We start from the raw sequence: 21,417 nt of genomic DNA on the forward strand, positions 1-21,417 counted from the left end.
CTTATTTTGCTGAATTTTTTCTATTACGACTCGTCTTTTGTTGTTTTGATTAAACTAATTCCAGAACTAAAAAATACTAAACCTAAAATAGAATAAATAATTAAAGTTCTAATGTCTTGATTCCCTCCATTTGTATTACTAAAAACTACAGCGGTATAAAGTAACGCTCCTATACCAAGAGTGGTTAAAATGGTACCAAAAATTCTTTTTAGATTCATGATTTTGCTTTTAAAAATGATTTTGAATAAAAAAATATTTACAAAATTAGCGTAGCTCACTAGAAAGTATTTTATATTATTTTAAGAGGAATTTGTATTTTTTTCATTTTTATGTATTAATCTACTGTATAAAAAAATAAAGAAAAAATGTAGCTATTTAACATAAAAATGAAGATTTGTAAGAATATGTACGTATTTATACGTAGGAATTATGTAAAAAATACGTGTAAATACGTATTGATTTAATTGTCAAAAATTTTTATCTTTATCATTATTATGCTTGCATAATAGTTATTGAGTTTTAAATAATTGATTGAAAATTAATATATTATAAATGCTTATGATAAAAAAAATACTCTTTTTTCTTTTAATTATAATTTTTTCTTCTTGCGCTACAAAGAAAGAAAAACTTACTTTTTCAAGATTTATAATTAATGATGAGAAAGGTCGTACAGAAATTAAAGTTGAAGATAATGGTACGATTTATATTAGTGACAATCTTATTGGATTAGTCGATAAAGAAGGAACAATTAGTACTAAGAATGGAACCGTTTTAGCAGAAATAATAGAAGATAACTTTATTGTAGACGGAAACGGAAATGAATTAGTACAAATTGATAAAAATGGAGCTGTAGAAAATAGCGCTGGTGAGTCTATTACTTGGTCTGAAACTGGTGAACTGTTAAAAGACGACGAACCCTTAGGTTTAAAAATTTTCCCTGCTAATCGAGACTCTTTTCAAACAGCTTCAATATTGCTATATTTACATCTTGCTATTAAGTAAGTTGTTTTATATGCACTGCACTATATTATACAAAATAATATAAAAATAGTGTATGTGTTGGAATAGGATAACTGTTAAAAAAAATAAAATGAGAAAAATAATCTGGTTAACTTTATTGTTTACTATTTTAAGTTGTGAAACAGAACCCGATAAATTAATGGTTTCTAAATTTAAGATAACAGATGCTAATGGACAATCTATAATTAGAGTAGATGAAAAAGGAAATGTAATAAAACAAGGAATTAAAGTGGGAGCTGTAAAAAAGAAAGGAGTTATTGTGGATAAAAAAGAACGAACTATTTTGCAACTGGGAGATCATAACGATTCTTTGTTTTTGGATAATGAAGGAAAAGAAGTTCTTGTTATACATAAAGATGGAAAATTTTTAGCTTCTTCTGGGGAACAAATACATTGGTCAGATGCTGGAGAATTAATGAAAGACGATGAGAGTATGGGGATTACTGTTTCACCAGTAGAAAAGAGTTTATTGCAAATTGCTTCTGTATTATTGTACTTACATTATGTTATATAAATACAAAAAGCTTTGAAAAGACTAATATTCAAAGCTTTAGGATAAACAACAATTTTAAATAGATAATTCTTTTATTTTCTTTTTAAGTGTCTTTAATTCTGGAACATCAGGGTTAATAGCTTTGATTTTTTTATACCATTGTTTGCCTTCTTCCAAGTTTGAGGATTCTAAATAAAAGTTTGCTAGAATAATATAATTTTGAATTGAAGGTTCAATAGCAATGCAGTTCTTCATGATTTCAATACTTTTTTCAAAATTACCATTGCTTGCGGGATAGCCACTATAACCACGCATACCATTGGTGAAATTTGGATCAACCAAAAATGAAAGTTGCATAAAAAACTCACCTCTAGGGTACCTCTTTTTAGTCACCTGACTAATCATTCCAATATTGTTATAAGGATTAGGATTTGTAGGGTCAATGTACATTGCTTTGAAAAATTCATTTGCTGCTGCTTCAAACTTTTCTTCTCCAAATAATTGATTTCCTTGATGTTTAATAGTTTCTGATAAATTTCTATCAAAGGATCTTTCTATTACAGGAATTTTTTCATATTGATCTGCGACTTTTGAAATAGTGTTGTTTTTTATAGCATAAAATAAAATATCTTTTTTAGATTTTGATTTCGTATTTATAAATAAAACACCTTCACAGTCCTGAAATGGCCCTTTATGTGCTTCCTTACCAATGAAAGCAAATGGGATTAATCCATTTTCTTCCCAAAGCCAAAAAGAAAGAATATCTTTTTCAAGTAATTCCTCTTGACCTTCAACCCAAATGATGTCTAAAGAGGTTATTTTGATATTTGCTTTTTCTGCAATATCATTTTTAATTTTATATTGTAATAATTTGTCTATTTCTAGATAATTAAAAATAAAAATAGGTTGTTCTCCTGTTAATCCTTGCCATTTTGAATCGTTATCAGTTAAAAGATAATGTGGACCTAGTGCTAATTTTTGATTTAGTTGTCTTTCCATTTTTTTTAGATTTAAAATACGATCAGTTTTAGTTTTACAAAATTGTAATTAAATAGAGGACTAGACATCATTATAAATAGTGATTTTACATCAAAATCAAATCTGTTTTTTTTGGGGTTTAAATCAATTGAAATACAATAAAAGTTTTTTTATAAAAAACGATTTTGTATTTTAGCAATCCCAAATCTAACAATTTAAACCTATGAAAAAACAACTACTTACCCTTTTTGGGTTTGTATTTGCATTGTGCGTACAAGCTCAAGAAACTGAAACGTCGGTTAAACTGAAACAAATTACAAGTACCGAAACAAATACTAAAACAGGCGAATATAGTACCAAAAAGTATACTTTTCAAGATGGAAAAATACTATCCATAAAAACATCTGATATTGTGCAATCTTTTTTTTATAACGCAAATGGCTATTTAGATAGAACAGTTCGTGAAAATGAAATGAGCGATTGGAGAGAAGTTGCATCTTATTTTTATGATGATAGAAATAATTTAATTAAATATGTGAATGAGTATGAAGAGGGAGGGAAAAGCGTTTCCAAAACAATTACCTATAAGTATGAGGGTAATAAGATAAAGGCAATTACAAAAAGGAGTAATAGTTCATTAAAGTTTGTACAATGGATAGACTATACTTTAGAAAATGGGCGAATCGTAAATGAATCTGAACGAGATATTAATGAAAAAGTAATTAGTAATAGAAGAATTGATTATATAGAAGGAGACTTAATTGCTTACAAAGGCGTTTTTGGTGATCGTTCCACAGATAGTTATGATTATGATGATAAATTTTCAGCTATGCGATTATTTGTTCAAAATGTATTTGGTAAAAATTACAAGACAATTGTAACTTTAATTGCACCCCATGAAAAAGAATTTCCTTTAGAAAGTATTTCATATCATAATTTTTTAAAATTTTCGTCTACAACACCTTCCAAAAAAGAATATCGATATATATATACGTATAATGATTTAAATTATCCTAAAACACATATAGAGCATACAGGATTATTAAAAACAATTGTGAATTATGAATATGAATAAATTATATTCGAATTGTGTATAAACAAAAAATCTTCATTGCTTTAATGAAGATTTTTTGTTTATACAGGGTAGCAGTAGTCTTTTTACAAATGAAAGGACCTAAAAAAGACTATTTTTACTAAATACCCTTCTTATACCAAAAAATACCAATCTTGTTCACATTTTATGTTAGCAATTTTTTTGACACTTTATTTTTGTATTATAAATTATTATTAAGTTTAAAACCTAATTCATAAATCAATGATTAGTAGAATTAATAACTTAAATTAACCATTAAATTAGTATTATGAAGTACAAAAAAACAAAGTTTTATTTTGCTTTGCTCTTTGGCTTGGGTTCTGTTGTTACTTATGGGCAACAAGGAACTGTAAGTTCTGGGGGTGACGCATCTGGAAGTGGTGGTGGTACCTCTTACTCAGTAGGGCAAATAGTGTACACTACAAATTTTGGTACGACTGGTTCTGTTGCTCAAGGGGTGCAACAACCTTATGAGATTCAAACCGTTCTAGGTTCTGAATTATTTACGATTAACCTAAATGTTGCTGTTTATCCAAATCCAACAACTGATGTTTTAAATTTAACAATCCAACAAGGAGCGTTTTCAAATTTATCATATCAACTTGTAGATTTTAATGGAAGAATACTAGCAAGTAGTTTAATCACTAGTCAAGACACAACCCTTTTGATGAGCGAATATCCAAAGGCAATTTATCTGTTAAATGTTGTGGAAAACAACAAAATAATCAAAACTTTTAAAATCATTAAAAAATAATTTATGAAAAAAATATTTACTCTTGTTACTTTTTTATTTATCAGTATATTAGGTTTTGCTCAAGCACCTCAAAAAATGAGCTATCAGGCAGTTATTAGAGACGCAAGTGACGCTTTAGTTACCTCTACTACAGTTGGTATACAAATAAGTATCTTAGAAGGTTCTTCTTCAGGAACTCCTGTATACGTTGAAACACATACACCTACAACTAACGTAAATGGTTTAGTAAGTGTAGAAATCGGTTCAGGAAACGTAGTTACAGGAAATTTAGCGACTGTAGATTGGTCAACAGGGAATTATTATATTAAATCTGAAACAGATTTAAACGGAGGTACAAATTATACTATCTCTGGTACAAGTCAACTTTTAAGTGTGCCTTATGCTTTGTATGCTGGTAAAGCAGACGGAACATTAGCAGACGGAACAGTTGCAGGGAATACACCTTATTGGAATGGTACAACATGGGTAACTAATGGGAATAATTTCTATAACAATGGTGGGAATATCGGTATAGGCACGACAAATCCTACTACTGCTAAATTAGTAATAAACGGTGGTAGTGCCGGACAGCAAGGATTAGATTTGTCTACTCATGATAGTTACGCTAATATGAGAGTTATTCAAAACACGAATAGTACTATTGATAAGGATATCTATATCGGGTTAAATAGCGGAGCAACTAGTAGTCTTCGTTTATACTCTAGTAACTACGAAACCATAACCGTTAAGAATAATATGGTTGGACTTAACACGAATAATCCTCTGGCTAGGTTAGATGTTAAAGGAAATATTAGAATTGAAGATGGTAATCAGGGTGCTGGGAAAGTTTTAACTTCTGATGCTAATGGTATTGCAACTTGGACTACTCCTTCAGTTGGTCCAGTAACTTCAGCAGATATTGTAGATGGAACAATTGTAAATGCTGATGTAAGCCCTTCGGCAGCTATTTCTTACAGTAAATTAAATTTAACTAACTCGATACAAAATGGAGATTTAGTAGCCAATTCCGTTACAACTTCTAAAGTAGCAGATGGAACTGTTACTACAGAAAAATTAGCTAATTCTAGTGTTACTACAGCAAAGATTAGTGCGGGAGGTACACCTAGTAATACTACTTTTTTAAGAGGTGATGGTCAATGGGCAAGTCCTGCGGTTGCTCCATATTATCAAGTAGATAGTTTTGATGGAACACCTTCAGCTGCTTTTAGTATTGGAAGTGGAGGAGCCATGATTACTTTTATGATTTATAATAATTGCGCTCAAGGTCAGGTATTTGGAGGAACTATGCTTATTGCTCCTTCAGGAGATATTACTATAATGAGTTCTGCAAATGTATTGCCTTCAGCCAATATGTCTGCTACTGCCAATGTGATTACGTTAAACTCTGGGTGTGGAGGAATAACAATGACATTTAACGTTACTGGAAGTTCTTGTACTATAACAACTGGTGGAGTTACAGGAGCATATACGCTTTCAAAATTTACTGTGTTACCATATTAATTTTAATTATTGTAAAGTAATTGAATATAAACTGAGTTTGTTAAGTATCTTAAAAATTTTTTTTTAAACCAAAACTAGGACAAACTCAGTTTAATACTTCTTATTATGTTTACTTTTAAAATATTTTCAAAATAACCAATTTAAAAATATGAATATGAAAAATACGATAGTTCCGCCAGGAATTCAGTTAGAAAAGGTTGGGTTTACAAAACTAGAGGTTAATATTGCATTTCCTAATGCGAGACCATCAACACCTTTTCCTCCTTTGGTACAAGCTTATTTTGAGTCTAAAGCATTGCAAGTTAGCGCAGTAGTTTTAATAGATGCCAATGCAAGTATAGACGCTATTCAAGTGTATTATGAAAAAAATGATATAATGCCTAACTTATATGTAACCTATGATGCTCCTGAAGAGTCATCAGCTAATTTTAGCGCTTATCAAGTTAATTTTATGTTAGATATATCTACTCAACCTAAAACGATTCAAACTACAGTTTGGAACGAAGATCCAGAAACTTCAAGAGGTACTATTACAACTGTTCAACCTTAAGATGTATCTTTAAGATTTAAAAAAAACAGAAGCTAACAACTTCTGTTTTTTTTTATGTTTTAAATTTAAGTAAATTGCTGTCAAATTATAGCAAATGAAATTCTTTGATAAGAGTATAATTATTTTGATGTTTTTAACTTTTTCAGCTTTTTGTCAAAATAGTATTGAAAATGATTTATTTGAAAAAAACATCAAAATTAAAACCCAAAACTGGTTAAATAAGCCTCATTTTCAGAAAGCTTCATTCTTTTTCTTAGAGAAAAATTGGGATTCAACGTTAGTTTATTCCATGAAACAATTAAGCGAAAGTAAAAAAAAATTGGAACTAAATAATTATTGCCATTTTTTTAGAGGGTTTAGTTTTAAACAAAAAAAGTTATTTCTTGAAAGTCAAAAAGAACTTGATTCTGTTACTGAAGATTTTGATTTTTATAATAGAGTAGTAATGCTTCTAGGTGAAACTACACTAGAATTGAAAGATTTTGAAAAAGCTTTGTCCTATTTTAAACAGTTAGAAAATGTTGTTAATCTCGATTTTTTTGGAATTAAGAAAAGTACAGTGGAACATAATTTAGGTATTTGCTATATTCACATCAAAGATTTTGAAAAGGCAGAATACTATTTGTTACAAAGTGCTAAAAAGCAAGAAGAAGACAAAGACACACTTCTTTTGGTAGGTTCTTATGGTGATATTGCGAACCTGTATTATGAGCAGTATAAAGATGATTTGGCAATTCCTTATTTTATAAAAGCGTATGAATTAGCTAAGAATACAAAAGATTATAAGTTAAAATTTCATACGGCGAATAATATGGCAGTTGTGGAAGAGAATAGAAAAGATTTTTTAAAAGCGTTACAATATAGGAAGGAATTGGAAAAGTGGAAGGACTCTTTAAACGATCAAAATAAAATATGGGAGGTTGCACAACTCGAAAAACAATTTGCTGTAAAAGAAAAACAAAAAGAAGTAAGTTTTTTACAGGTCGAAAATAAAGTTAAAATTGCAGAACGAAATGGTCTTTTTTATTCAGCAATAGTACTGTTGTTGTTGCTAGGAACAACAATTTATTTTTATAAAGAAAAAATAAAAACAAATAAAATTATCTTGGCACAGAAAGAAGCTTTAAATGAACTAAATGCCACTAAAGACAAGCTGTTTTCTATCGTAAGTCATGATTTGAGATCGTCTGTAAATATGATGAAAGTTAGTAATGCTAAATTATTAGAAAATTTAGCGACTAAAAACTTGGAGGAATTAGATGTTTTACTTCACCAAAATAATCAAATTGCAAATAGTACCTATAATTTGTTAGATAATTTATTACATTGGGCACTATTACAAACAAAACAATCCTACTTTGAAATTACTTCTCAGCGATTGTATTTTTTAGTGGAGCAAGTAGCCTATAATTATTTGCCTTTAATGCATGACAAAAAGCTTCAATTTGAAAATACAGTCAATAAGAAAGAAATCATTTTTGTAGATCAAGAATCGTTAAAATTATTGCTTAGAAATTTTTTAGACAATGCTATAAAGTTTTCTAATGAAAACGGGTTTATAAAAGTATTTTCAGAAAGTGTTGATGATAGTTATTGCCGTTTGATTATTGAAGATAATGGATTAGGAATGAGTGAAATTACTAGGCAATCTCTTTTGAAAGAAACTACTTTGCTGGCTAAAAAAGAAAACGAAAAAATAATTGGTTCTGGTTTAGGATTGCAATTATGTAAATCAATTATAAAAAAGAATAACGGGAAATTAGATATACAAAGCGAATTAGGAAAAGGAACAAAAATCATTGTATCTTTGCCTAAAAAGCATTTACATGGATAATATTAATGTATTAATTATTGAAGATACTCCTTCTGAAAGTGAAGCATTGATTAAAGTATTAGAAGCAAATAATTATACTGTTGCTGGTGTTGCTACCAATCATAAAGATGCTTTGTCTATGTTTTATGAAGCTAAAATAGATATTGTAATTATTGATATTTTTTTAAATGGTTCTCCAGATGGAATTGCATTTGCAGAAACCATAAATATTGTTCCAAATGCTTCTAAACCTTTTGTGTTTTTAACCAGTTCGTCTGACAGACAAATATTTGAGCGTGCCAAATTAACTAAACCTTTTAGTTACTTAATGAAACCATTTAATGAATTAGAATTATTATATGCTTTAGAGTTAGCTGTGGAAAAGTTCTATAATCAAAGTGATGTTTTTTTAAGTGATGAAGAAAATACGGTTATAAGTGAAGAATATCTATTTATAAAAAAAGGAAAATCGCTAAAGAAAGTTTTAATTGAAGATATTATTTACATTGAAGTTGAAGAAAAGTATTGCAACATCATTACAGAAAATGAAAAGTTTCTTATTCTAATTTCTTTAACAAAAATTCTAGAATTACTTGATGCTTCTCTTTTTGCAAGAACGCACAGAAATTTTATTGTAAATAATAAAAAAATTACTGAAGTTATTCTTGCCGATAACCTTATTGTTTTAACAGGAGGATACAAGGCTACTTTAAGCGAAAAGTATAAAGATATTATTAAAAATGTGCGTACTTTAAAATAATTTTAAAAACGAGGTTTTCTTCGTGCCAATTATTTTCATTCTTATGCCTATTTTTTTCAGATGCATTCTCCTTGAATTTATTTTTGATTTTGGTAATTAAAAAATAGACTAAACTCAAAAATAAATACTTATGACAACTTTAAATGTAATTTTTCAGAATAAAAGTGGGTTATCCGACAAGTTAATTTCTATTGGATTTGTTTCAGGAAGCACAACGGCACCATTTGCAATAAGTTACCCAAATTCTAACCCGTTAGATCCTTTAGATATTGAAATCCTTCCTCTAAACCAAGAAGTAGGGAAAGGAAAATGGTATGCTTTTGAGGATTTAAAAAAAGGAGTTTCAATAAGAAATTTTAGTGGTCGAATTTATATTTCTTATGGGCAAACGTGGTCAGTTTTAAATACGTTTTATGAACCTGCTCAAAATATTACCGATGTTAATTTTTTTCTTCGCTATGATAAAATGGAACTTACTTTTAATGGTAAAGCTAGCGACGTGGCCGATTTAACGAGTATAGATTATTGGAGTATACCGATGCAATTAACTACCTTAAAAGATGATGTTATCATACAAATTGATAAAGGAATAAAAGCTGGAGTTACTTCACAAATGATTTATTCTAATTTGAATAATCTTACATCTACCACTCAGTCTAGACTTGCTAACGCATTACCAGCTTTGGTTCCAGGTGATTTTCATCAAAATATAAACCAGCCAGGTACAGGTTTTGCCCGAATTATTGGCCCCTCTTCTTATCCACCAATTGGTGGCGTACCTGTTATACCATATCCACTTTTTAATGATTATTTGAATTACTTAATGACTAATTTTGGTACAAAAACAACTTTAGGGCATATAATTCCTACATTGGGAATTGGAAAAATAGCATATATAAAAGGACAATTTAATGGTGTAGGACCAAATGTGCCACTTTCAGGACCTCAAAGTGCCCAAGCGTATGATTTGACAGCTACTATAGATGACAATGGAAATGTTACCTTATCTGGAAGGGTAGGTACAACTAATACAACAATGGTGTATAAAAAAGAAGATTTGCTTAATCCCGACGGAATTTATGGAGCCAATGCGTCATTCTCTTTAAATGGTGCTAGTACTCAAAAACCAGCTAATGATGTATATGGATGGATTACAGGAGATTTATTAGCTGGATTTAATATTGGAGCAATTGGTTCGCAAACTAAAATGAATGATGTTATGGTTGGTGCCATGTTTAGTAGTCAATGGTTTACTATTGCTAATGATCAATTGTTTAGTTATTTGCAAAGTAATAGTTCTTATTATAATCAGTATGCAGCCACTTTACAACAATTGTCTGATGCTTATAATTTTGCTTACTCCGATCGTTTTGCACCTGTTTTAGTATCATTAAACCCTGCCAATGTGGATACTTTAGAAATATCTTTTTTTAATGTAACCGAAAACAATTAATCTCAAACCAAGAGGATTGTTTTTTCAATTTAAAAGTGTTTTTTGTTTGGTTCCATTCGTTGCTCGTTTTGTGACTAAAAAGTTGGTGCTCATGGTTATTTGTTCGTTTTTACTACAATTCATTTTTAGCTTTATATAACAAATTAATAGTTTGCTAAATTAATTTTTAAGTAGTGGAGTTCAGAAACCATGTAAAAAACGAGGCGTATTCTGAAAAGCCTAATGAGTAAGAATAAACAAATAAATTTAAATAAAATGATAACAACTAATGTATTTCAATTATCTGCTGTAAGCCAAAATGATGTAGAAGCTGCTGACGGAAGCAAAATATTTTGCACACTCGCAAAAATTACGAATGGAACTTTAAGAACAGGATCTTTTCCAATTAATGAAGCAGTCCATTTACCAACACCTCCAGGTCAAAACAGTTCAGGAGATACCCCTTCATGGTTTTTGATTCCTGAAAACAACATCTTAGAAACTTCATTTGAGCTAGAAATTAATTGCCCTTCTGATTCTAATTATCCAGTTACTAAAATAACGGTAAAAGCTTCCGATGTTCAAAAATGGGCAAACATACCTTATAATGAAAGAGAGAATCAAATTTATCAAGAAGGAAAAAATGGAATTTTTGGATTCGCGCAAGAAGGCCCAAATGGATTAATTTATACCATTACTGCTGGAGTTTTAAATCCTCAATTACAAGGTTAAATCTAAAATAAGGTTTTGTTATGTTTAATTTGTTAAAGAGACTAATTGATAAATAGTCTCTTTTTTGCGATTTTACTTGTTTTGTAAATCAGGTATTTTTATTTGGAAAAAAAGTGTTTTTACTTTATTGTAAATCAGTTATTTGTGCTCTGTTTTTTTCTGTGGTTTAAAAGTAATTTTACAACGTAATATTACAACAACCAAGTGAAGTTCAGAAATCACATTAAAAAACGAGGCGCAACCTGAAAAGCCTTACGAGTAAGGATACAAATAAGCAAAAATTATGACTGCACAATTTGAATGGAAATTAGAAGCCTACCAAAAACAAGGTAATTTATGGCTGAGATGGAGTACTAATGCTCCTTTTAGAGCACAACAAGGAAGAATATATGTTTATAAGGGAGGTTTTCCTTCTAACCCAACAGACAATGATAAAAAATGGACTTGGGATACCGATCATAATCATGATTGGGACACTGGTTTAGTTTGGGGAACAGGTTGGAACTGTGCTTATATAGCGGAAGCTCCTAAAAACGGACCTTATGTCTATTTTATGAAATTAACTACTGACGCTAAAATGGGACCAGATGTGGCTAAGGTAGTTGAAGCTAGTGAAGTAAATTAATTTTTTATAAAAGACATTTACCTTAAAATCCCCATAAATGAAAATATTTTATGGGGATTTTTTAAAAATAGGATAAAGTGAATTATTTCTTTTCTGAAATTCTTTTCAAAATTGTATTTCTAGAGCTAAGAAAGTTTTTTAAATGGTTTTTTAATAACAATTTATCAAATAACTTTCCAAAAATGCCATAAGGGGTTTCATATTCTAAAATATCTTGCATTATGGTTATTCCATTTTGTTCTTCAAACAAATGCGTATGTTTAAAAGCTTTAAAGTGTCCTTTTAATTGTTCGTCTACAAAAGAATTTGGATACTCCATTTGGCTAATGATACTTTGATGTTTAATATACAAACCAAAATGTTTCCCTTTCCAGGTTACTGTCTCTCCTAACTCGATTAATCCTGAAGTTTTACCTGCAATGGCTTTCTCTTTTGTTTTGGTTGCCGATTGTTGATGTATATCAATGTTTCTTGCTATATCAAAAGCAATATGGCAAGGTGCTTTAATTCTGGTTGTAAGATGTATGGTTGTCATGATTTTAAATAAAAGAGTTAGCCATTAACCACAACAGTTTGTGTTTTTCGACTTGCTTTTGCTTTCCTTTTTCCTCTAAAAAATAAATATAAGTTTAAAAATAACATGATGCCTAAATAAATTGAAAAACCACCTATTTTATAACTTAAGTTTTCTATTAAAGATTGATAGGAATTATCACTGATGCTCATTTCTAAAATACGAAATGCAAAACCAATATTTAGGAGATAAAAGCCAGTTTCGAAAAGTTTATTAGTAGCTAAAGCAATTTCTTCACGCCCATTAAAGATATCGAGCATATAAATTTTACTGTTTTTGAAAAGGGTTTTCGAAACATAAAAGGTTAAAAACATAACTACTGGGATATAAATAGCGTAGCCAATTAAAATTTTTGAAGTTTCCATAATGTGTAATTTAAATTAATTTTTTAATGAATTTAGTGAGTAAAAAAATGTTGAGGTAATGCATAAAAGCAATGGTAATAATGATAATAGCCGATTTTGATGCAATAATTTCAATTAAGTTTTCAAAAGAAATTATTTTTTGCCATGAAATAATTGTCATAGCACAATAACCAATATTTAACAGATAATATCCAATGAGCAACATTTGATTGATTCTTTGACAAAGTGCTTCATGATTAGGAATTAATTGGGCAACGTAAATATTTCCGTTGTCATAACATACTTTTCCCACTTTTAGGATAATGAAACATGTAATGCTAAAATAAATTAGGTAGCCAATGATATTGAGATTCATGATACTAAATCTGAAATTGTTTTTTCTAAGGTGTCAAATTGAAACTGAAATCCTTCTTGAAGTAATCGATCCGGAATCACATTTCGACTTTTTAATACTAATTCGGTTTCGGTACCAATGAATTTTGCCCCTAATTTTAAAATTGGAGTTGGAGTAGAAAAACCAAAAGGCATCCCATGACTTTTTCGCAATTGCTTCATAAATGTTGTATTTGCTATTGGTGTTGGGCTTACAATATTAACAACACCAGTTAATTGATGATCCAAAATAAATGCTATAGCACTAGCAAAATCATATTCGTGTATCCAACTAATAAATTGGTTGCCTTTGCCTTGTTTACCACCAAATCCTAGCAGAGTCAGTCGCTTTAAAGGAATAAAAGCTCCTCCATTTTTACCTAAAACAATAGATGTACGTAACGCTGTTTTTAAGGTGTTTTTGGTAGGTACTTCAAAAAAAGTTTGTTCCCAAGTCTTGGCCACATTCATTGAAAAATCTTCTCCAATTTCTCCATTACGTTCTGTCATTTGTTTGTCTTCCGAATGTCTGTAAATGGTGGCCGTTGATGAATTTAACCAATGTTGAGGCGGGTTTTTGCAACTTAAAACCGCAATATTTAAAATGGCAGTACTATCAATTCGAGAATCTAAAATCTTTTTTTTATTGGCTTCTGTATAACGACAATCAACCGATTTTCCTGCTAAATTAATTAAAGCTGTTGCATTTTCTAATTCGGTTTCCCAACCAGTAAGCGTTTTGGCATCCCAATGGACATATTTTACATGGTTTCTATCTTCAGATTTTCCACGCGTTAACACCACTATTTCATCACATTTATGTCTGAAAAAACGAACTAAGACGTTACCTAAAAATCCAGTTCCAGCAGCTATGACAATTTTTTTCATTTTTTAAAAATTTAATAAGAAGGGTAACGCTAAGATGCGATACAAAATCCACGTTAATGTTAGGTGTTTTGGTAATTGTAACAGGTTGATTCTTCTGTAATGTTCTAGAATCATTAGGTTTACGGTTATGCCAAACCAACCTAGAGTAATGTATTCATGGAGAACTACAAATTGATTTAGAATAAGTATTGGAAGTAAAAACAAACTTCCTATTACAGAAACAGTAATTAAATTTCCAATATAATGGAGTTGGTCTTGTTTGTTTATCTTACGAATAAAAAGATATTGAAAACCAATTTGCCCCAAGGCTAATGCTAATTCTTTGCTAAAAAGAGTATTTGATAAGAAAGACAATAATTTGGCATATTGGAATAGTACAAAAGCTGTAAATAAAATTGTTAAAATTATATATGAAATGCGATAAGCAACATTAAAATCGGGTGTGCATTCTAGCTTATTTGAATCGTTTATTTTGCTAGGTGCAATTACTTTCCGATTGTAAGAAATAAACTTGTATAGCTTTCTCAACAGGTAGTTGACTGGTTTCCAATTGCCTATTTTTTCAATCCAAGGGAAAGAGAAGCCAATTATTTTTAATAAACTGTCAATTCCATATACAACTTTTTTATTCATGTTATCTATTAAAGCAATTTCATTTTTCGCTTTATCTACATCTATATAGGTTTGTTCTTTATCAGTTAAAGCAACAAATGCTTTCCGCCCATTTTCATCTAGCATCTTGGCTTTGATGAACCCAGCAGTGTATAAATTGCACATAGGGCAATCTTCGTCATAGAGTAATGTGTGGTTCGTTAAGGTTTTCATTTTCTGTAACTATTTTATTTAGAATTATATAGAAGTAAGTGGCAGCAATCCAAGGAGTTATAAGTGTTATAGCGTAAAAGAGTTCAAAATGAATAAGAATAAATTTACTTTTGAATATCCAAAAGAGAATTAACGATTCAATGAAAGTCAAGCCCCAATACACTGTTAAATATCTTTTGGCTTTAATAGATTTGTTATAAAAAGAATAACTCAAATAGATAGCAGAAACAATTTGTACAAAACCCAAGAATAACAACCCAATTGGACCTCCATAAAAAGTAACCATAAGAATTAATGCAGTAAAAAAAGTGACTTTGTTAATTTTAATTAGTGTTTTCATGATATTCTTTTTTTATTTTCAACACTTATTTCAGAACCTTTCGCTACAATTACAGAAGATGGATCTGTATTTTTTAGAAATCCAAAATCCGATCCATACACTGCTTCGAAATCAACTTTTATTTCGGTTTCAACTACTTTGTGTTGTTCCCATTTAGGATGTTTTACTTCATATTCAAAAGTAGTAGTGTCGTTTTTTTTAGTATATCCAAAGTAATGTTCGCAAATAAAATGTGCTTCAGAGTTTTCCTCAATAGGAAGTAATTCCTTTTCTGTAATCAGTTCGATTGTATTCCAAAAATTATTGTATTTCCATTGGTAACTTAATTTAGAATTATTTTCTGATGGTAAACTACTATGTTTCATAGGTAAGGTTTGATAATGTTCTTTATAAATGGTATTGGCAACTAATGTTAGGGCTGGTTTTGGGACTATTTCTTTAATAAAAACGACACCTCGTTTCCATTCATTATTCTCAAAACGTTTAACATAAAAACGCAAATTCACTTCTTCAAAGTTACTGTGGAAAGGAATCTTCCAACCTAATAGTTTCGTATTTTGGAATAGAAAGCCAACTAAACTCACGTAGTGTTTTCCATTGTAATCATCTAGCTCGGTGCCTTTTGGTATGTGTTTTTCTAAAATAGAAGGATTAATTTCATAATTAATTAAAGCCAGATTTTTCCAGTTGGCTGTTAGAAAACTAACTGATTTTCTTCTGTGAAAATGAATAATATAAGTTAGAAAGAAAATTAAAGTAATAGGAATTAAAAAAAGCCATCCAAAGCCACCATCCCAAAATGTGAAAAATATAATAACTAAAACAAAATAGATATAGATTAATTTGTTTTTAGGGTCGTGTAATAAAAAAAGAAAGGCAGCAATAACTTGAAAGATTCCAGTGAAAGCAATTCCATAACCACCAAAAAGTAAAAAGAGAAGTGCTATTATATTAATAAATTTGATGTATTTTAAGAATTCCATAACTTAGTTGTTAGTGTTATAAATAATTACAGAGAGATAAACCGTTAAAATAAGTGGAATGGGTACCAGTATATAAGTAATGATGTCGATGTAATTGAATCTGGCATTTAGTATCCAAGTAAAAAAGAATAAACCAACGCTTCCTGCATAAAGTTGTAAACTCTTATTAGAAGGTGCTTCAAATAACATTTTTAACCCTAAAATAATTTGAATTAGACCAGTTAATATCGTAGAAACAGCAGCGTAAAACAAAAATACTTCATCTAAACAGCCTAAAAATAAAAGTATAATGGGTAGACCTATAGCAAAAGTATTCCAATATTTAATTGTTTTCATAATTCTTATTTTTTTAAACTTTCAGAAAAAAATGAAAGTTTAAATTAAAATTTTTTATTTTTTCATAAACTTAACTAGTAATTGAGCCAGCCAATTGTCTTTATATTCGGTCATTTTATCCAAAACATTATCGGCTTTTAAAACAAAATCGTAAAGTTTAGAAGTTTGCTCTACAAAATGTTTTTCTTCATCACTTTGACTCGCTTCAATAGAAGAAACTTCTTTTAAAACCTTTAAGGCGGGTTTAATTTCTCTTTTACTACGCTCTTTTGAAATTTTTACAGCTAATTCATCTAAATCTTTTTCGGCAGTAAAAAACTCTCTTCTTTCACCAGCTTTAAATTCTTTATATACTATTCCCCAATCCATTAAAGCACGAATGTTCATACTCGCATTTCCGCGAGAAATTTGCAATTCTTCCATAATATCCTCCATAGAAACTGGTTCGTTGCTCACCATTAATAAAGCATGTATTTGAGCCATGGTTTTATTAATGCCCCATTGCGAGCCTAAGGCGCCCCAAGTTTGAACGAATTTATTTTTTGCTTCTTTGTATTCCATTATTATGTGAAAGAGTATTTGATGAAACAAAGATATATAAAAGTTTTTAAACTTTCAAAAAAAAATGAAAGTTTATTTTGGCACAGTATTTGGTTTTATACTTATACTAACAAATAAAATAATGTATTATGAAAACGATTAGTATAAAAAACGAGAATAGAGCCATTACAAAATTAATAGCCCTTTTGTTTTTCATTTTTGCTTCCTTGTTTGCATTACAAAGTAATGCTCAGGTATCGGTTAGTGTTAGTATTAATGCCAATGCCAATCGTGCTTATGCTCCAGAATATAGACATGTGCATACGGCAAGATGCAATCATTATGAAGCTGTAGAATATTATTATTATCCAGAGATAGAAGCTTATTTTGATATTAACTCATCGGTTTATATTTACTATACATCAAATGGCTGGGTAAGATCTAAAACCTTACCAAGATATTGTAATCAGTATGATGTGAGAAGAGGATATAGAGTAGCGTTAGATTATCACGGACATAAACCTTATACCTATTTTAACAATCATAAAAGAAAATATAAAGCTAAAAAATATTATGCTAATAATGGAAAGCATAAAGGGCATAAAAAGCATTAACAATTAGTTTTGCCATGTTGTATTTGTTTGTTTAAACGAACTGTCTTTATTGATAGTTCGTTTTTTTATGCGTTATGCTTGTTTTCTTTTTTTAATTTCTTTCGTAAAATTTCTTTGCGTTCTTTATAACGCATGTGGGTATAATGATGTTGAATGGTGTTAATAAAACTAAGAATCATTCCTATTCCTATTATTATGTATAAAACTGTAAATAATTTACCGCCATCCGTTTTTGGTGCAAAATCGCCATAACCTATAGTTGTTAAGGTTACTACAGAAAAATATAATGAATCTATAAAACTCCAGCCTTCCAAATAATGATAGGTAAACATTCCTACCAAAACAATCATTATAGTGGTAATTAATAAATCCCTATATTCATCATCTTGTAAAAATGAAATTAAGGTTCTGTAGAAAAACATACGGTTTACTTATTTAGATTTCTAAAATACAAAATTTTATTAATATTTATGATTTGTTTAAGAAGAAGAGGCTATTAAAAAATGTAATTTTGAGTTAAAAAATAAGAAATATGAAAAAGTTTTTAATTCTTTGTGCCATCATCTGTTCTGTACAGCAAAGTTTAGTTGCTCAAAAAAAGAGCAATACATCTAATAATAAAAAAAATAGTATGAAAGAAAACATATATCAATTTAAAGTGGAAGATATTGAAGGAAATGAATTTGATTTTGCTACTTTAAAAGGGAAGAAAATAATGGTAGTCAATACGGCTTCAAAATGTGGGCTAACACCTCAGTATAAAGATTTACAAGCATTGTACGACACTTATAAAAATCAAAATTTTATCATTGTTGGTTTTCCGGCTAATAATTTTGCTTCTCAAGAGCCAGGAAACAATGAAGAGATTGCTACTTTTTGTGAGAGAAACTATGGTGTTACTTTTCCAATGATGAGTAAAATTTCTGTAAAAGGGGGCGATATGCATCCTCTGTATGTATTTTTAACTCAAAAAGCTAAAAATGGTTTAGAAGACAGCGAAGTGTCTTGGAATTTTCAGAAATACTTAATTAATGAAAAAGGGGAAGTAGAAAAGGTTATTTCACCAAAAACATTACCTACAGATACTACTGTAATTAATTGGATAGAAAATAAACGTTAAGGTTGTAGAAATAACTGTAGTAATACGGTATTTAACCAACGGTCAAATTTATACCCCGATTGTGAAATGGTTCCTATTTTTTTAAAACCTGCTTTTTCATGAAATAGAATACTCTTTTCGTTTTCAGAATCGATTACTGCTATCATGGTGTTTTTATGTTGTTTTTTAGCCAAAGTAATTAATTTGTGTAGCAGTAATTTTCCTATACCTTTGTTACAATGCTGCTGAGAAATATAGACAGAATGTTCCACAGTAAATTGATAAGCGGGTCTAGTACGAAACTCACTGTAATATCCAAACCCTACAACCTCATGGTTTAGTTCGGCAACAATGACAGGGAAATTTTTGGCTGTTTTTTCTGTAAAAATATTTTTTTGTTCTTCTAACGTTCGAGCTTCGTACTCATAAATATTAGTTGTGTGATGTATGTTGTAATTGATAATGTCTAAAATAGCCTGACAATCTTCTGTTTGGTACGGTCTTATAATAACCTGCATGAGAACATAATTTATTTTTAGTAAAATTATTAAAAACTTAGGTAACTTTTTACCTTTGTATTTCAATTTATTCGTTCCATTTTAGAATATAGTTACTGTAAAAATTTGATACCAAATACTAAATATCCCAAAATACCTTTAGCACAAAGTCTAATTGAAATTTGTAAAGCCAAAGGATTAAAACATATTGTAATTTCTCCAGGTTCAAGAAATGCACCATTAACTATTGGTTTTGCAAGTAATAGCTTTTTTACTTGTTATAGTATTGCTGATGAAAGGTGTGCTGCTTTTTTTGCCTTAGGTATTGCACAACAATTGGAAGAACCTGTAGCAGTGGTTTGTACTTCAGGATCAGCTCTTTTAAATTATTATCCAGCTGTGGCAGAAGCTTTTTATAGCCAAATTCCTTTAGTCGTTATTAGTGCCGATAGACCTCATGATAAAATTGATATAGGAGACGGACAAACTATTAGACAGGAAAATGTTTTTGCTAATCATATTATTAATAGTGCTAACTTAACTGAGGAAGCTTCTGAAAAAAACGATTTAGCCATTCAATATGCACTGCATCTTGCAGTAAATCTAAAAGGACCTGTACATATTAATGTGCCTTTTGAAGAACCTTTATACGAGGTTGTTGACGCCATTTCTGTAACTACAAATTGGGCTACTTTTGAAAATGAAAAAAAATCTTTTGCAATAGAAGAAAAGGATATAAATCAATGGTATGCAAGTAAGAAAAAGTTGGTTTTAATTGGAGAGAATAAACCGAATACGATTGAAGAAAGAATAATCGAGCAATTAGTGGCTGATCCTTCTGTTGTTGTGATGACAGAGAAGACCTCTAATCTTTTTCACCCTAAATTTGTAAATCATATTGATGCCATTATTACCCCTTTTACAGAAGAAGAGTTTACTTTTTTTCAACCAGACATCTTAGTTACCTTTGGAGGTATGGTTGTTTCTAAAAGAGTAAAAGCTTTTTTAAGAAAATATAAACCTACAGCGCATTGGCATATAGATTATTTAAGAGCGTATGATACTTATGGCGCTCTTACCAAGCATTTTCAAACAGAACCCAATCATTTTTTTAATTTGTTATTTCATGCTTCTCGTTTTGTAGAAAGTAACTATGATTTGAAAATTCAGGAAATTATTACATTAAGAAAAGAGAAAACAAAACAGTATTTAGAACAAATTCCTTTTTCAGATTTTAAAGTTTTTGAATATATAGCCAAAAAACTTCCAAACCATATTCAGTTACAAATAAGTAATAGTTCTGCAGTTCGATATTTGCAATTAGTAGCTATTGATTCTTCGATAACTGTTTTTTGTAATAGAGGTACAAGTGGAATAGATGGGAGTACTTCTACAGCGATTGGTGCAGCAATAGGGTCGAAAAAAAAGACAGTGTTTATAACGGGTGATGTTAGTTTTTTTTATGATAGTAATGCGCTATGGAATAACTATATTCCTAACAATTTTAAAATTATATTGATTAATAATGGAGGCGGTGGTATTTTTAGAATTTTACCTGGACATCAAGAAAATAAGGTTTTTAATACGTTTTTTGAAACCTCGCATAGATTAAATGCAAAGCACTTGGCAGCTATGTTTGATTTGAATTATATGTTAGCTTCCAATGAAGTTGATTTAGATGATTGTATGGATGATTTTTTTCAAAATGATAGTAAACCTTCTTTGTTAGAAATAGCCACTCCAGAAAAAGTTAATGATAAAATTTTGTTGGATTATTTTAAAAATTTGAAATAAATATCATACTTTTATGATTAAATCTTACGTTTTAAAATTAAAATACCTATTTTTAAAGTAAACTATAAACAAATAAAACAACAAAATTATGAGTAAAAGAGATGAATTAATTACTAAATATGCAGCTGATTTAAAAGATAAGTGTGGTCTTACTGCTGATATGGATTTGTTAACGAAAGTTACTATAGGTTGTGGACCATCAATTTACAATGCGGACTCTTCTACAGTTTCAGGTACAGACGAAAAAGAATTGGCAACAGTAAAAAATAATTTTTTAATAAAAAAATTAGGTTTAAAAGATGGGCCAGATTTAGATACAGCCATTGCAGCTGTAATTGATCAGTATGGTAAATCCAATAAGAATAAATATAGAGTTGTTTTTTATTATCTGTTAACAAAACATTTTAACAAAGAAGCTGTTTATAAATAAAATATAAAAA

General features: G+C 29.6%; 28 protein-coding genes. 15 read left to right on the plus strand and 13 right to left on the minus strand.

Annotated features, from left to right (window positions below):
• Positions 1-23: 23 nt before the first annotated feature.
• Positions 24-218 carry a hypothetical protein gene (locus CX675_RS04990; RefSeq protein ID WP_130734120.1) on the minus strand — a complete coding sequence of 65 codons (195 nt, stop codon included), beginning with the start codon at positions 216-218 and terminating at the stop codon, positions 24-26.
• A gap of 340 nt (positions 219-558) precedes the next feature.
• Between CX675_RS04990 and CX675_RS04995 the strand changes: the two genes are divergently transcribed.
• Together CX675_RS04995 and CX675_RS05000 are read left to right on the plus strand one after the other, a co-directional pair.
• The gene (locus tag CX675_RS04995; protein WP_130734121.1) at positions 559-1,002 is read left to right on the plus strand and encodes a hypothetical protein; all 444 of its coding nucleotides are present in this window, start codon (positions 559-561) and stop codon (positions 1,000-1,002) included.
• Positions 1,003-1,090: 88 nt separating this feature from the next.
• Complete coding sequence (locus tag CX675_RS05000; RefSeq protein WP_130734122.1) at positions 1,091-1,534, plus strand: hypothetical protein; 444 nt, start codon at positions 1,091-1,093, stop codon at positions 1,532-1,534.
• A gap of 54 nt (positions 1,535-1,588) precedes the next feature.
• Here the strand turns inward: CX675_RS05000 and CX675_RS05005 are convergent, their stop codons facing one another.
• Positions 1,589-2,512 carry a M48 family metallopeptidase gene (locus tag CX675_RS05005; RefSeq protein ID WP_130734123.1) on the minus strand — a complete coding sequence of 308 codons (924 nt, stop codon included), beginning with the start codon at positions 2,510-2,512 and terminating at the stop codon, positions 1,589-1,591.
• A gap of 202 nt (positions 2,513-2,714) precedes the next feature.
• Here CX675_RS05005 and CX675_RS05010 point away from each other — a divergent pair, with 202 nt between their 5' ends.
• The 9 genes from CX675_RS05010 to CX675_RS05050 all read left to right on the plus strand — a co-directional run bounded on the left by CX675_RS05010 (position 2,715) and on the right by CX675_RS05050 (position 11,750).
• A complete protein-coding gene (locus tag CX675_RS05010; RefSeq protein WP_130734124.1) occupies positions 2,715-3,566 on the plus strand; it encodes a hypothetical protein in 852 nt (283 codons plus the stop codon).
• A 286-nt stretch (positions 3,567-3,852) separates the two neighbouring features.
• Positions 3,853-4,338 carry a T9SS type A sorting domain-containing protein gene (locus tag CX675_RS05015; RefSeq protein ID WP_130734125.1) on the plus strand — a complete coding sequence of 162 codons (486 nt, stop codon included), beginning with the start codon at positions 3,853-3,855 and terminating at the stop codon, positions 4,336-4,338.
• 3 nt (positions 4,339-4,341) lie between these two features.
• Positions 4,342-5,838: a hypothetical protein gene (locus CX675_RS05020; protein WP_130734126.1), complete on the plus strand. Its 1,497-nt coding sequence runs from the start codon at positions 4,342-4,344 to the stop codon at positions 5,836-5,838.
• Between the two features lie 154 nt (positions 5,839-5,992).
• On the plus strand, positions 5,993-6,388 hold the full coding sequence (locus tag CX675_RS05025) for a hypothetical protein (protein WP_130734127.1): 396 nt from the start codon (positions 5,993-5,995) through the stop codon (positions 6,386-6,388).
• A 94-nt stretch (positions 6,389-6,482) separates the two neighbouring features.
• Positions 6,483-8,222 (plus strand): tetratricopeptide repeat-containing sensor histidine kinase, encoded by a 1,740-nt coding sequence (locus CX675_RS05030; RefSeq protein ID WP_130734128.1) that lies wholly within the window; start codon positions 6,483-6,485, stop codon positions 8,220-8,222.
• A complete protein-coding gene (locus tag CX675_RS05035; protein ID WP_130734129.1) occupies positions 8,215-8,961 on the plus strand; it encodes a LytTR family DNA-binding domain-containing protein in 747 nt (248 codons plus the stop codon). The genes CX675_RS05030 and CX675_RS05035 overlap by 8 nt, the downstream gene beginning before the upstream one ends.
• 130 nt (positions 8,962-9,091) lie before the next feature.
• Positions 9,092-10,414, plus strand: a complete 1,323-nt coding sequence (locus CX675_RS05040) for a beta-1,3-glucanase family protein (RefSeq protein ID WP_130734130.1) — start codon at positions 9,092-9,094, stop codon at positions 10,412-10,414.
• Positions 10,415-10,669: 255 nt separating this feature from the next.
• A complete protein-coding gene (locus CX675_RS05045; protein ID WP_130734131.1) occupies positions 10,670-11,125 on the plus strand; it encodes a hypothetical protein in 456 nt (151 codons plus the stop codon).
• Between the two features lie 283 nt (positions 11,126-11,408).
• Entirely contained in the window at positions 11,409-11,750 is a 342-nt protein-coding gene (locus CX675_RS05050; protein WP_130734132.1) for a hypothetical protein, read from the plus strand.
• 82 nt (positions 11,751-11,832) lie between these two features.
• Here the strand turns inward: CX675_RS05050 and CX675_RS05055 are convergent, their stop codons facing one another.
• Genes CX675_RS05055 through CX675_RS05095 form a run of 9 tightly spaced genes read right to left on the minus strand, consistent with a single transcriptional unit; the run spans position 11,833 to position 16,994 of the window.
• Entirely contained in the window at positions 11,833-12,285 is a 453-nt protein-coding gene (locus CX675_RS05055; protein WP_130734133.1) for an SRPBCC family protein, read from the minus strand.
• Positions 12,286-12,302: 17 nt separating this feature from the next.
• The gene (locus CX675_RS05060; RefSeq protein ID WP_130734134.1) at positions 12,303-12,689 is read right to left on the minus strand and encodes a hypothetical protein; all 387 of its coding nucleotides are present in this window, start codon (positions 12,687-12,689) and stop codon (positions 12,303-12,305) included.
• A gap of 10 nt (positions 12,690-12,699) precedes the next feature.
• The gene (locus CX675_RS05065; RefSeq protein ID WP_370277564.1) at positions 12,700-12,981 is read right to left on the minus strand and encodes a hypothetical protein; all 282 of its coding nucleotides are present in this window, start codon (positions 12,979-12,981) and stop codon (positions 12,700-12,702) included.
• A gap of 59 nt (positions 12,982-13,040) precedes the next feature.
• Positions 13,041-13,949 carry a TIGR01777 family oxidoreductase gene (locus tag CX675_RS05070; RefSeq protein WP_130734136.1) on the minus strand — a complete coding sequence of 303 codons (909 nt, stop codon included), beginning with the start codon at positions 13,947-13,949 and terminating at the stop codon, positions 13,041-13,043.
• Between the two features lie 3 nt (positions 13,950-13,952).
• The gene (locus CX675_RS05075) at positions 13,953-14,774 is read right to left on the minus strand and encodes a DCC1-like thiol-disulfide oxidoreductase family protein (RefSeq protein WP_130734137.1); all 822 of its coding nucleotides are present in this window, start codon (positions 14,772-14,774) and stop codon (positions 13,953-13,955) included.
• Positions 14,740-15,114 (minus strand): hypothetical protein, encoded by a 375-nt coding sequence (locus tag CX675_RS05080; protein WP_130734138.1) that lies wholly within the window; start codon positions 15,112-15,114, stop codon positions 14,740-14,742. The genes CX675_RS05075 and CX675_RS05080 overlap by 35 nt, the downstream gene beginning before the upstream one ends.
• Positions 15,111-16,097 carry a DUF2071 domain-containing protein gene (locus CX675_RS05085; protein ID WP_130734139.1) on the minus strand — a complete coding sequence of 329 codons (987 nt, stop codon included), beginning with the start codon at positions 16,095-16,097 and terminating at the stop codon, positions 15,111-15,113. The genes CX675_RS05080 and CX675_RS05085 overlap by 4 nt, the downstream gene beginning before the upstream one ends.
• 3 nt (positions 16,098-16,100) lie before the next feature.
• On the minus strand, positions 16,101-16,433 hold the full coding sequence (locus CX675_RS05090; RefSeq protein WP_130734140.1) for a hypothetical protein: 333 nt from the start codon (positions 16,431-16,433) through the stop codon (positions 16,101-16,103).
• Between the two features lie 54 nt (positions 16,434-16,487).
• Positions 16,488-16,994, minus strand: a complete 507-nt coding sequence (locus CX675_RS05095) for a GbsR/MarR family transcriptional regulator (RefSeq protein WP_130734141.1) — start codon at positions 16,992-16,994, stop codon at positions 16,488-16,490.
• Positions 16,995-17,122: 128 nt separating this feature from the next.
• On the opposite strand from CX675_RS05095, the gene CX675_RS05100 reads away from it, so the two are divergent.
• Positions 17,123-17,587: a hypothetical protein gene (locus CX675_RS05100; RefSeq protein WP_130734142.1), complete on the plus strand. Its 465-nt coding sequence runs from the start codon at positions 17,123-17,125 to the stop codon at positions 17,585-17,587.
• A 65-nt stretch (positions 17,588-17,652) separates the two neighbouring features.
• Here the strand turns inward: CX675_RS05100 and CX675_RS05105 are convergent, their stop codons facing one another.
• Complete coding sequence (locus CX675_RS05105) at positions 17,653-18,009, minus strand: potassium channel family protein (RefSeq protein WP_130734143.1); 357 nt, start codon at positions 18,007-18,009, stop codon at positions 17,653-17,655.
• 110 nt (positions 18,010-18,119) lie between these two features.
• Here CX675_RS05105 and CX675_RS05110 point away from each other — a divergent pair, with 110 nt between their 5' ends.
• Entirely contained in the window at positions 18,120-18,707 is a 588-nt protein-coding gene (locus CX675_RS05110) for a glutathione peroxidase (protein ID WP_130734144.1), read from the plus strand.
• On the opposite strand, the gene CX675_RS05115 is transcribed toward CX675_RS05110, so the two are convergent.
• Positions 18,704-19,204, minus strand: a complete 501-nt coding sequence (locus CX675_RS05115) for a GNAT family N-acetyltransferase (RefSeq protein WP_130734145.1) — start codon at positions 19,202-19,204, stop codon at positions 18,704-18,706. The genes CX675_RS05110 and CX675_RS05115 overlap by 4 nt on opposite strands.
• 105 nt (positions 19,205-19,309) lie before the next feature.
• Between CX675_RS05115 and menD the strand changes: the two genes are divergently transcribed.
• Positions 19,310-20,977: a 2-succinyl-5-enolpyruvyl-6-hydroxy-3-cyclohexene-1-carboxylic-acid synthase gene (menD, locus tag CX675_RS05120; protein ID WP_240723597.1), complete on the plus strand. Its 1,668-nt coding sequence runs from the start codon at positions 19,310-19,312 to the stop codon at positions 20,975-20,977.
• Between the two features lie 88 nt (positions 20,978-21,065).
• Positions 21,066-21,407 carry a DUF2853 family protein gene (locus tag CX675_RS05125; RefSeq protein WP_130734146.1) on the plus strand — a complete coding sequence of 114 codons (342 nt, stop codon included), beginning with the start codon at positions 21,066-21,068 and terminating at the stop codon, positions 21,405-21,407.
• Positions 21,408-21,417: the final 10 nt, after the last annotated feature.

The sequence above is a fragment of the Flavobacterium sp. J27 genome (assembly GCF_004303025.1).
GTDB lineage: Bacteria > Bacteroidota > Bacteroidia > Flavobacteriales > Flavobacteriaceae > Flavobacterium.

Excerpts from the sequence above, each read along its gene's own strand:
- CX675_RS04990 (WP_130734120.1), bottom strand. The coding sequence starts at position 218 with ATGAATCTAAAAAGAATTTTTGGTACCATTTTAACCACTCTTGGTATA.
- CX675_RS04995 (WP_130734121.1), top strand. The coding sequence starts at position 559 with ATGATAAAAAAAATACTCTTTTTTCTTTTAATTATAATTTTTTCTTCT.
- CX675_RS05000 (WP_130734122.1), top strand. The coding sequence starts at position 1,091 with ATGAGAAAAATAATCTGGTTAACTTTATTGTTTACTATTTTAAGTTGT.
- CX675_RS05005 (WP_130734123.1), bottom strand. The coding sequence starts at position 2,512 with ATGGAAAGACAACTAAATCAAAAATTAGCACTAGGTCCACATTATCTT.
- CX675_RS05010 (WP_130734124.1), top strand. The coding sequence starts at position 2,715 with ATGAAAAAACAACTACTTACCCTTTTTGGGTTTGTATTTGCATTGTGC.
- CX675_RS05015 (WP_130734125.1), top strand. The coding sequence starts at position 3,853 with ATGAAGTACAAAAAAACAAAGTTTTATTTTGCTTTGCTCTTTGGCTTG.
- CX675_RS05020 (WP_130734126.1), top strand. The coding sequence starts at position 4,342 with ATGAAAAAAATATTTACTCTTGTTACTTTTTTATTTATCAGTATATTA.
- CX675_RS05025 (WP_130734127.1), top strand. The coding sequence starts at position 5,993 with ATGAAAAATACGATAGTTCCGCCAGGAATTCAGTTAGAAAAGGTTGGG.
- CX675_RS05030 (WP_130734128.1), top strand. The coding sequence starts at position 6,483 with ATGAAATTCTTTGATAAGAGTATAATTATTTTGATGTTTTTAACTTTT.
- CX675_RS05035 (WP_130734129.1), top strand. The coding sequence starts at position 8,215 with ATGGATAATATTAATGTATTAATTATTGAAGATACTCCTTCTGAAAGT.
- CX675_RS05040 (WP_130734130.1), top strand. The coding sequence starts at position 9,092 with ATGACAACTTTAAATGTAATTTTTCAGAATAAAAGTGGGTTATCCGAC.
- CX675_RS05045 (WP_130734131.1), top strand. The coding sequence starts at position 10,670 with ATGATAACAACTAATGTATTTCAATTATCTGCTGTAAGCCAAAATGAT.
- CX675_RS05050 (WP_130734132.1), top strand. The coding sequence starts at position 11,409 with ATGACTGCACAATTTGAATGGAAATTAGAAGCCTACCAAAAACAAGGT.
- CX675_RS05055 (WP_130734133.1), bottom strand. The coding sequence starts at position 12,285 with ATGACAACCATACATCTTACAACCAGAATTAAAGCACCTTGCCATATT.
- CX675_RS05060 (WP_130734134.1), bottom strand. The coding sequence starts at position 12,689 with ATGGAAACTTCAAAAATTTTAATTGGCTACGCTATTTATATCCCAGTA.
- CX675_RS05070 (WP_130734136.1), bottom strand. The coding sequence starts at position 13,949 with ATGAAAAAAATTGTCATAGCTGCTGGAACTGGATTTTTAGGTAACGTC.
- CX675_RS05075 (WP_130734137.1), bottom strand. The coding sequence starts at position 14,774 with ATGAAAACCTTAACGAACCACACATTACTCTATGACGAAGATTGCCCT.
- CX675_RS05080 (WP_130734138.1), bottom strand. The coding sequence starts at position 15,114 with ATGAAAACACTAATTAAAATTAACAAAGTCACTTTTTTTACTGCATTA.
- CX675_RS05085 (WP_130734139.1), bottom strand. The coding sequence starts at position 16,097 with ATGGAATTCTTAAAATACATCAAATTTATTAATATAATAGCACTTCTC.
- CX675_RS05090 (WP_130734140.1), bottom strand. The coding sequence starts at position 16,433 with ATGAAAACAATTAAATATTGGAATACTTTTGCTATAGGTCTACCCATT.
- CX675_RS05095 (WP_130734141.1), bottom strand. The coding sequence starts at position 16,994 with ATGGAATACAAAGAAGCAAAAAATAAATTCGTTCAAACTTGGGGCGCC.
- CX675_RS05100 (WP_130734142.1), top strand. The coding sequence starts at position 17,123 with ATGAAAACGATTAGTATAAAAAACGAGAATAGAGCCATTACAAAATTA.
- CX675_RS05105 (WP_130734143.1), bottom strand. The coding sequence starts at position 18,009 with ATGTTTTTCTACAGAACCTTAATTTCATTTTTACAAGATGATGAATAT.
- CX675_RS05110 (WP_130734144.1), top strand. The coding sequence starts at position 18,120 with ATGAAAAAGTTTTTAATTCTTTGTGCCATCATCTGTTCTGTACAGCAA.
- CX675_RS05115 (WP_130734145.1), bottom strand. The coding sequence starts at position 19,204 with ATGCAGGTTATTATAAGACCGTACCAAACAGAAGATTGTCAGGCTATT.
- CX675_RS05125 (WP_130734146.1), top strand. The coding sequence starts at position 21,066 with ATGAGTAAAAGAGATGAATTAATTACTAAATATGCAGCTGATTTAAAA.